Raw genomic sequence first — 9,029 nt, 5'->3', positions numbered from 1 at the left:
ACCGAGGCGAGGACGACAGCGAGCAGGCCCGGGACGCAGCGACCGGGGGCCGGAGGGGGACGACGCATCGGATCATCCTCGCCGTGTCCGGACTTCGGTCAACCCTCGCCAAACTTTTTACGCAGATGGCAAAAGTTTCTCCACCTCGTCGCAGGTCCTCAAGGCCCGCCTACGGACGCGCCCGTTCCGGCCGGATCGCGCAAAGTGGCGTGGGTCACCGACAGCCGCGGAACTTTACCCGCCGTGACGCCGACCATCCAGGTGAATTCGGTCATCGAAGGGAACGCCATGCCCAGCCTCACCACACCCCGCCGACCCCGACGCACGGCAGCCCTGCTCAGCGCCGTCCTCGTGGCTGCGGCCGCCGCCGGCTGCGGCTCGTCGGACAGCGCGTCCACGGCCGCACCGAGCCCGTCACCGTCCGTGTCGGTGAGCGCCGCCGCCGGGGTGCTGACCGTGCGCGACCCGTGGGTGAAGGCCGCGGACAAGGGCATGACGGCGGCGTTCGGCACGCTGGTCAACGACGGGGACGCGGACGTGACCATCACCGGCGCGGCCACCGACGTGTCGCCGATGGAGCTGCATGAGATGACCATGAAGGACGGCAAGATGGTCATGCAGGCCAAGCAGGGCGGCATCGTGGTCAAGGCGAAGAGCAGCCACGTGCTGGAGCCCGGCGGCGAGCACCTGATGCTGATGAACCTCAGGCAGCCGGTGAAGCCCGGCGACGAGCTCACCTTCACGCTCACCTTCGGCGACGGCCGGACGCAGACGTTCACCGCCGTGGCCAAGCCGTTCACCGGCGCGCAGGAGAGCTACGCCCCCGGCCACGGCGCGACCCCGATGCCGGGCATGAGCGGCACGCCGCGGGCGGCCACGAGCCCGGCCGCATGACCGGCACCCCCACCGGCCGTCCGGTGCGCAGGCGCGCCCTGCTCACCGTTGGGGCCCTGGCCGCCGGGGGCACGCTCGCGGGCGCCGCCGCGATCGCCGCCGCCCGCTCCGACGACACCGACGTACGCCCCGCCGCCACGGTGCCCGTGGCCGAGGTCGGCAGCGCGGTCGTGCCGTTCCACGGCGCCCGCCAGGCGGGTGTGGACACCGAGCCGCAGGCGCACGCCTCGTTCGTCGCGCTCGCGCTGCGGCCGGCCACCGACCGGGCCGCCCTGGGCCGGCTGCTGCGGCTGCTCACCGACGACGCCGCCCGCCTCACCCAGGGCCGACCGGCGCTCGCCGACACCGAACCCGAGCTCGGCCTGCTGCCCGCGCGGCTGACCGTCACGTTCGGTTTCGGCCCGGGCCTCTACCGGGCCGCCGGCCTCGACGACCGCCGGCCGGCGTCGGTGGCGACGCTGCCTGCCTTCCGCATCGACCGCCTCCAGCCCCGCTGGTCCGGCGGGGACCTGCTGCTGCAGATCTGTGCCGACGACCCCGTCACCGTCGCCCACGCCCAGCGGGTCCTGGTCAAGGACAGCCGGCCGTTCGCGACGGTGGCGTGGGTGCAGCAGGGGTTCCGCCGGGCGGCGGGCGCGGAACCGGGTCGCACCCAGCGCAACCTGTTCGGCCAACTGGACGGCACCGCCAACCCCAAGCCCGGCGAACCGCTGGAGACCGCCGTGTGGGTGCCCGACGGGCCGGCGTGGCTACGCGACAGCACCACCCTGGTCGTGCGCCGGATCAGCATGAACCTGGAGACCTGGGACCTGCTCGGCCGCGTCGACCGGGAGCTGGCCGTCGGCCGCCGGCTCGACACCGGCGCTCCGCTGACGGGTACGGCCGAACACGACGAGCCCGACTTCGCCGCCGTCGACGCCGGCGGGCTCACCGTCATCCCCGACTTCTCCCACCTGCCGCGCGCCCGGGTCACCGACGACCGGCTGCGGATCCTGCGTCGCCCGTACAACTACGACGGCGTACCGGCCGCCGACGGCACCGCCGACAGCGGCCTGATCTTCGCCTCCTACCAGGCGGACGTCACGACGCAGTTCCTGCCCATCCAGCGCCGCCTCGCCGAGCGGGACCTGCTCAACGAGTGGACCACCCCGATCGGCTCCGCCGTGTTCGCCGTGCCGCCCGGGTGCCCGGACGGCGGCTGGATCGGCCAGCAACTGCTCGCCTGACCGGGCATCACCGGGATGGTGGCCGCGGCGGGCGCGCCGCCAAGCCGGGAACTTCCCCGGCTCCGCGCCCGACCACCTCACCAGGTGGGTCCCGCGGCAGCGGCGACGGGGGGCCCACCCATTGTCGTACGGGGGTAGTCCCACCGGGAACGATCCCGGTTATTCCGATCGGAAGCATATGTCCGTCACCGAACTGCACGACGAGTCGACGCCGGAGCCCCTCACCCCGCCCGATGCGCCGGTCCGGCGGCGGCGTTCCTGCTCCGCCTGCACTTCTACGCCGGTGTCCTCGTGGCACCGTTCCTGTTTGTCGCGGCCCTGACCGGCCCTGGCATACACCGTCACCCCGCAACTGGACCGGGTCCTCTACGGCGACGTGCTGACCGCCGCGCCGGGCGGCCCACCGAAATCGCTCGCTGAGCAGGTCACCGCTGCCCGGGCCACCCACCCCGAGGGCACCGTCGCCGCCGTGCTGCCGGGCACGGACGGGGCCACCACCCGGGTGGTGTCCGCCCAGCCCGACCTCGGCGACCGGCAGCACACCGTCTACGTCGACCCCCACACCGCCGCGGTCAAGGGGCAGCTGACCACCTGGTTCGACTCCACTCCCGCCACCACGTGGCTGGACGACCTGCACCGCAACCTGCACCTCGGCGACCTCGGCCGCCACTACTCCGAGATCGCCGCGAGCTGGCTGTGGCTCCTCGTCGTCGGCGGCGTCATCCTGTGGTGGCGTCGGCGCGGGGCCGCCCGTACCCGAACCCGGCACCTGCTCGTGCCCGACCTGTCCGCCCGCAAGGGGGTACGGCGCACCCGGGCCTGGCACGCCACCACCGGGATCTGGCTCACCGTCGGCCTGCTCTTCCTCTCCGCGACCGGCCTGACCTGGTCCCGTTATGCCGGGGGACACTTCGGCACCGCGCTCGACGCGCTGCGCGCCGGCACCCCCGATATCTCCACCAGCCTCGCCGGCGCGCCCCCGCCCGGCGGTGGCCAGCACCCGGTGCGGATCGCCCCCGCCGAGGAGCCCGGCAGCGCGTGGACGGTCGCCCAGACCGACAACACCTGGCCCGTGGCCCGGGACCGGATCGCCGTCGACCCGGTCGCCGGCACCGTGACCGCCCGCAGCGACTTCGCCGACTGGCCGCTGCTCGCGTTCGTCGTCGTCGACGTCGTCCTCGGGATACTGGCCAGGCGACGCCGCCGGGCCGTGCCGGTCTCGCCCGCCCCCGCCGGCGGCTGACCGGCCGTGCGGGGGGTCGGGCCGATGCCGGCCCGGCCCCCCGCACCGGCGACTACCGGGCGGCGCTGCCGAACGCGCTGGACAGGTACGCCCGCGAGTCGGCGATGGCCCCCTCGATGATCCGGGCCGCCTCCCGGGCCTCCTCCGGCCGGTGGCCGGCCTGCACCTGGAGCCGGAACCTCGACGATCCGGTCGGCGTGACCGGGAACTCCACCATGAACGCGAGCACCCCCCGGTCGAACAGCAGCCGGTTCGCCGTCCGGGCGAGCTTTTCGTTGCCGATCAGCAGCGGCACGATCGGCGACGGCTCCCCCATGCAGGTCAGCCCTCGGCCGGTCAGCTCGTCGCGCAGCGCGTGGATCGCGGTGAACAGCCGGGCGCGCAGCTCGTCGCCCTCCGCCGACCGGATGATCCGGGCGGCCTCCCGGACCACGGCGGTCTGCACCGGCGACAGCGCGTTCGAGAAGAAGTGGCTGCCGCTGAACATCTTGACGTACTGCTTCAGGGCCGGCGAGTTCGACGCCACGAAGCCGCCGTTGGAGCAGAAGGTCTTCGAGAACGCCCCCATGACGATGTCGACCTCGCCGAGCAGGTTCTGCATCCCCGACACGCCCGTGCCGCCCGGCCCCATCGCGCCGAGGTCGTGCGCGACGTCGACCAGCAGGGTCGCGTCGTGCTCCCGGCAGACCCGCTGGAGGGTCACCAGGTCCGGCCAGTCGGCGTCGACGGAGAAGAGGCCGTCGGTGACGACGAGGATGCCGTTGCGGCTGTCGTGCGACCGGATCTCGACCAGGTGCTGGCGCACGGCCTCGACGTTGAGGTGCTCGTAGCGCACCACGTTGCGGGTCGCCGCCCGCGCGCCCTGCTGGAGGCAGGAGTGCGCCAGCCGGTCGATGACGACGTGATCGGACTGGCGCACCAGGCCGACGATCGCGCCGAAGCCCGCCGACCAGCCGGTCGGGAAGAGCGTCACGTGCTCCAGCCCCACCAGCTCGCCGAGGGCGACCTCCAGCTCGTCGGAGATACGGGTGTTGCCGAGCACCATCGGCGAGCCGGCGCTGTGCGGGCCGTAGTCGCGCATCGCCCGGGCCGCCGCCTCCCGGATCGCCGGGTGGGTGTTGAACGACAGGTAGTCCTGCGAGTTGAAGTTGATGCCCCGCGTCCGCTTGCCCAGGTCGTTGGTGATCTGGGCGACGCTGTCCGGGGCCGCCTCCAGCACCCGGGAGTACTGCCACGTCTCCGTGCGGCGGCGGGCCTGCACCCAGCCGTAGAAGTCCTCCGTGCGGACGAGCAGGTTGCGGCCGGCGGGGCGGTAGAAGTCGTAGGCGTTCTTGTCCAGCGCGTACTCCTCGTCGGGGTCGACGGGGTTGCGCAGGTGGGCCGGCTCCCACATCTCGGTCAGGTCCGCCACGACCCGGGCGAACTCGCCGTCGGCCCCGGACGCGTCGAGGGTCGCGAGGTCGTCCCAGGGGATGTGGGTGGCCCAGTTGCGGGTCATCTCGGAGACCTCGGCCGCCGTGCGGACCATGGTCTCGACGTCCCCGCGCCGCGCGGCGTCCAGGATGGCCTCGATCAGCTCGCCGTCGTCGCGCTGCTGCAGGTCGGTGGTCACGGTGTCGGCTCCCTGGTACGGCATCAGGCGAAGAGGTTCTGCTGGTACGTGCGCGACGTCGCGGCGAAGTCGTCGAAGACGGGGTAGCCGGCCGAGGACTCCTTGGCGGCGTCGTTGAGCAGGAAGAGGTTGGACGCCTGGAAGAACTCCGAGACCGGCGCGACGTCGGCGTGCGTGGCGATGAACCGGTCGGTCTCCTCCTGGTTGCCGCGCAGCGCGACGAACAGTTGCAGCTCGTCGTGCCGGTACGGCCGCATCTCGCTGAGCGTGCACACGTAGTCGTAGTAGGCGGCGGCGTTCTGGCTGCGCCGGCGGCCCTCGTACGCGGCCATCGCCTCGTCGAGCGACGCCTCGCCCGTCAGCCACCGGTGCAGGGCTGCGCTGACCAGCTCCGCGTCGCGGAACGCGTGGGTCATGCCGATCGCCGTGCACTGGTCCTTGGCGGACTCGGCATCGCCGACCAGCACCCAGCCGGGCCCGTGCAGCGGCCGGAGGAAGCCCGACTGGTCCAGGGTGCCGTAGATCCGCTCCTCCCGGGTGCCCCGGGTGCGGACCAGTTCGCCAAGCTCGGGGCTGACGAAGTCCAGCGCCCGCTGGACGTTGCCGGCCACGTCGGCGCGGAACTCCCGAGACCACTCGCTGGGCCCCCAGACGAGGACCATGTTCTGCTCGAAGTTGGTCGGCACCACCGCGCAGCCGAGCCGGCCGCGCCGGTGGATCTGCCCCCGGCCGGGGTCGAAGCCGGACCAGTAGCTCCAGTAGGCGAACGTGCAGCGGGGCCGCTCGTCGTAGCGGGGCAGGTCCAGGGTGCGCGCGACGAACGAGTTGCGGCCGTCGGCGCCGACGACGATGCGGGCCCGCTCCTCGAACTCCTGGCCGTCGGCGGCGCGTCCCCGCACACCGACGATCCGGCCGTCGGCGGTGATCAGCTCCCGTACGGTGCAGTGGGTGCGGACCTCGGCCCCGGCCTTGGCCGCCGCCTCGACGAGGATCTGGTCCAGCACGCGGCGGCGCACCGAGGCGTAGCTCTGGACGACGCCCGAGTCGTCGCCGTGCAGGTCCCGGAAGTGCTCACGCAGCAGAGACGTGGGCACCGAGCCGCTCAGCGGGATGCCGTCGTTGACGATGTCGATGACCGTGTGCGTGGGAGTCACGGCGGTGACCTGGTCCAGCAGGCCCCACCGGTTGAGGTAGGACATACCGTTCGGCCACAGGAAGTGCGTCGAGATGACGTCGCTGGGGAAGGAAGACCGGTCCACCACCAGCACCCGGTGGCCCTGCCGGGCGAGTAACAGTGCGGTGGAGGCACCCGCGCAGCGCCCACCGACGACTATTGCGTCGTACATGATTCGTAGTCCTTCGAACGAGGGTCCGGCTGCCCCCGCCAGCCGGGCTTCGGTGCGACGGCGGACCGGCACGACGCACGGACCGCCCCTCGGTGCCACCGGCGAACGGGAGTGGACGTCAAGGTACACAGTGGACCGTCTCGGCTCGGCCAGTCCCACCGGGGCGTGTCCGCGCTCCGCTCACCGTGGCCGCGCAGGTCATCGGCGGCGTCGGGCGCGGCGTCACCCGCCACCGACGGGCGCTGTCCGAAAGCCGACAGTCGACGGGGTGACCCGGCACCGGCGGCCGGGCACGGGCGGCGCGACCATGGAGGTCGCTCACGACGGGCCCGGCACGACTGGCACTGCGGCTCGTCCGCCCTTGGCGCGACCTGGGCGTAACGTCGACGGCACCACGTCGACCACGCGAGCAAGGAGATGCGACCATGTCGAGCGCGGCGGACTCCGCTCCCGCAGCCGCCCTACCGGCCCCGGGGGATCTGGCGACGGCCCTCGCCTGCTTCGACGGCCTCCCGCCGGTCGCCGTCGAGGAGATGCTGGGCGCCTGGCGGGGCAGCGGCTTCGCGACGGGCCACCCGCTCGACGGCCTGCTGGAGCGCTACGGGTGGCACGGCAAGCGGTTCGACGGCCCGGAGGACGTGCACCCGCTGGTCTTCTCCGCCCGCGGGAGGCTGTTCAGCGTCAACCCGGCGCTGGCGCCGACGGGGCTGCTGGTCCGCCCTCCCGGCGTGCTGCGCACGCCCCTGGCCGCGAGGGCCTTCGCACTCGCCCTGCCGCTGCTGGCCACGGCCGGCCCGAAGGCGCGGCTGCGGATGACCGAATACCGCGGCGTGGTGTCGGCGACGATGTGTTACGACCGCCTCCCCATCCACGACGTGTTCCGACGGGTAGACGAGCGCACGCTGCTCGGCGTCATGGACCTGCGCGGGACCGACCGGCCGTTCGTGTTCGTGCTGACCCGCGACGAGGCGCGGTGAGCAGCCGTACCGCCGAGGCGGGGGCTACCGTCGCGGCAAGCTCGCTCACCAACGTGTCCAGGCCGACGGCGTTGCCGAGCCGGGAGTGCTTCGTCGGGTGGGAGCTGAGCACGATCACCAGCCGCTTGTCGGCGTTGCGGACGTGCCGCAGCCGGGCCTGGGCGCACGGCGATCCCGGCGACCCGGGCGGGGTCGGCCAGCCGGTAGCCGGCGCCGGCGGGACGGGTCGCGGGCAGGCTGCCGCGCGCCAGCAGGTGGCGACGATGGTCGTCGATGTGCGAGACGTCTGAGGCGAAAGGAAATGTCGTAGGCTGATGGCTGCGGGCCGTCCCGCGCAGGGTTTGCGGCCGGTCCGGCGTCGGGCTGGTTACGCTGACTGCCGCATCCGTGGATCAGCTTCGGCGTGGACGACCTGGTCGACCGGCTGCCGCCGGTCATGGTGGGCTCCCCCTCCGGGCTGACCTTCGCCGCGTAGCACGTGGTCTGATCACGCCGGGCCGGCGGGCCGGTTCGGTGGATCAGCGCGCCCGGCGTTCCGGGTGGGCCCGGTTCCAGGCCCGCATCCGCTCCGGGTATCCGGTGCGCGCGGCCTCGTACAACGGCACGGCGTGCCGCTGGGCGATCTTCGCGGCGGCGCGCGGCGACCCGGTCCGCCGCCGGATCCACTCCCCGTCGTGGGCGATCGCCATCACCGTGGTGTCGGTCGCGGTGGTCTCCGGCTCCAGGTAGAACTCCACGCCCCGGCGGCTGCGGACGAACGCTTCCAGGGCAGCCAGGTCGTCCGGCGTCGCCTCGCGGTCGAGCTTCGTCGGGGTCCCTTCGACGTCGCTGCGGCGTCGGCTGAACCAGCCCATGCCCGGCTCCTCTCCTCGGCGCACGCTCCAGTGGAGCATCCCTGCCTGGAAAGCTGCTGGGCGCGGGGTGAAAGGAAGCTGACCCCGGGGCCGTCCGCCCGTAGACTCGCGCGGTGGTGGCGTGGCGGGCGGTGGCGGTGCGGGACAACGCCGACTGGTGCGACCTGGTCTGCCGGGCCCACGGCCTCGCGGGGGCGTACGACGCCGACGCCTGGTCGGTGCCCCGCCGCTCCCCGCCGTGGCACCCGGACGCGGTGACCCTGCGCCCCGACGCCGACCTGGACCTCGCCCCGCGCGGCTTCCGGGTGCTCTTCGCCGCCGAGTGGATCCACCGCCCGCCCGTCACGCCGCTCGTCATGGCTTCGGAGGCGGGCCGGACGGCGCTGGCCCCGGTCACGTCGGCGCAGGGGCTGGCCGGTTGGTCCACCGCTACGAGTCCGGCGGCGGCCTGCCGCCGGCCGAGGAGGCGGGTTGCCGGCGGGTCGGGCCACTGCGCGTCTGGTTGCGCCCCGACCGCCACCGGGACCTGGAACCCGCCACCGGTTGACTACTTTCCGCAACCGCAGCAAGGGTCGGCCAGGCCCGGCGTCCACCTGACCCTCAGTCACGAGGCTTCGCCCCCCTCCCACACCCGATCGCCCTTTGCTCTGCACCCGCCGACGCAGCACCTGGATCGAGCTCGTCATATAGGAGACCGCGAATGAAGACTGGTGCAACGATCCGGTAACGCTGCGCGAGCGTTGCGTATGTGGGTGCAGAGCAAAGACATCCCATGTGCTGGGGTGTCAAGCAGTGGCTGGGTTGAGGTGGTGGGACCAGGCGGTCGTCTCGTCGTAGAGGGTGCCGGTTTTGAGGCAGCCGTGGAGGATGCCGACGA

Annotated in this window: 7 protein-coding genes and 1 pseudogene; 4 read left to right on the top strand and 4 right to left on the bottom strand. The window is 73.1% G+C overall.

Annotated elements, in window-relative coordinates:
- Window positions 1-288: 288 nt before the first annotated feature.
- From ACFT41_RS31560 to ACFT41_RS31550, 3 genes are all read left to right on the top strand, one after another.
- Complete coding sequence (locus ACFT41_RS31560; protein WP_377589950.1) at window positions 289-894, top strand: copper chaperone PCu(A)C; 606 nt, start codon at window positions 289-291, stop codon at window positions 892-894.
- On the top strand, window positions 891-2,120 hold the full coding sequence (locus ACFT41_RS31555) for a Dyp-type peroxidase (RefSeq protein ID WP_377589949.1): 1,230 nt from the start codon (window positions 891-893) through the stop codon (window positions 2,118-2,120). The genes ACFT41_RS31560 and ACFT41_RS31555 overlap by 4 nt, the downstream gene beginning before the upstream one ends.
- Window positions 2,121-2,496: 376 nt before the next feature.
- A complete protein-coding gene (locus ACFT41_RS31550; protein WP_377589948.1) occupies window positions 2,497-3,363 on the top strand; it encodes a PepSY-associated TM helix domain-containing protein in 867 nt (288 codons plus the stop codon).
- Window positions 3,364-3,415: 52 nt separating this feature from the next.
- Here the strand turns inward: ACFT41_RS31550 and ACFT41_RS31545 are convergent, their stop codons facing one another.
- Both ACFT41_RS31545 and ACFT41_RS31540 read right to left on the bottom strand, forming a co-directional pair.
- The gene (locus ACFT41_RS31545) at window positions 3,416-4,975 is read right to left on the bottom strand and encodes an aminotransferase class I/II-fold pyridoxal phosphate-dependent enzyme (protein WP_377589947.1); all 1,560 of its coding nucleotides are present in this window, start codon (window positions 4,973-4,975) and stop codon (window positions 3,416-3,418) included.
- A 23-nt stretch (window positions 4,976-4,998) separates the two neighbouring features.
- A complete protein-coding gene (locus ACFT41_RS31540) occupies window positions 4,999-6,321 on the bottom strand; it encodes an NAD(P)/FAD-dependent oxidoreductase (protein WP_377589946.1) in 1,323 nt (440 codons plus the stop codon).
- A gap of 425 nt (window positions 6,322-6,746) precedes the next feature.
- Here ACFT41_RS31540 and ACFT41_RS31535 point away from each other — a divergent pair, with 425 nt between their 5' ends.
- The gene (locus ACFT41_RS31535; protein ID WP_377589945.1) at window positions 6,747-7,298 is read left to right on the top strand and encodes a DUF4334 domain-containing protein; all 552 of its coding nucleotides are present in this window, start codon (window positions 6,747-6,749) and stop codon (window positions 7,296-7,298) included.
- On the opposite strand, the pseudogene ACFT41_RS31530 reads toward ACFT41_RS31535, so the two are convergent.
- Window positions 7,291-7,486: pseudogene (locus tag ACFT41_RS31530) on the bottom strand (cobaltochelatase subunit CobN); the annotation flags it as partial. The gene ACFT41_RS31535 and the pseudogene ACFT41_RS31530 overlap by 8 nt on opposite strands.
- Window positions 7,487-7,816: 330 nt before the next feature.
- Window positions 7,817-8,152, bottom strand: coding sequence for a hypothetical protein (locus ACFT41_RS31525; RefSeq protein ID WP_377589944.1), 336 nt, complete (start codon window positions 8,150-8,152; stop codon window positions 7,817-7,819).
- Between the last annotated feature and the right edge of the window lie 877 nt (window positions 8,153-9,029).

The organism is Micromonospora sp. NPDC057141, assembly GCF_042670805.1.
Classification (GTDB): domain Bacteria; phylum Actinomycetota; class Actinomycetes; order Mycobacteriales; family Micromonosporaceae; genus Micromonospora.
The sequence above is the reverse complement of the archived record's forward strand: the minus strand, read 5'-3'. Positions and strand labels throughout refer to the sequence as shown.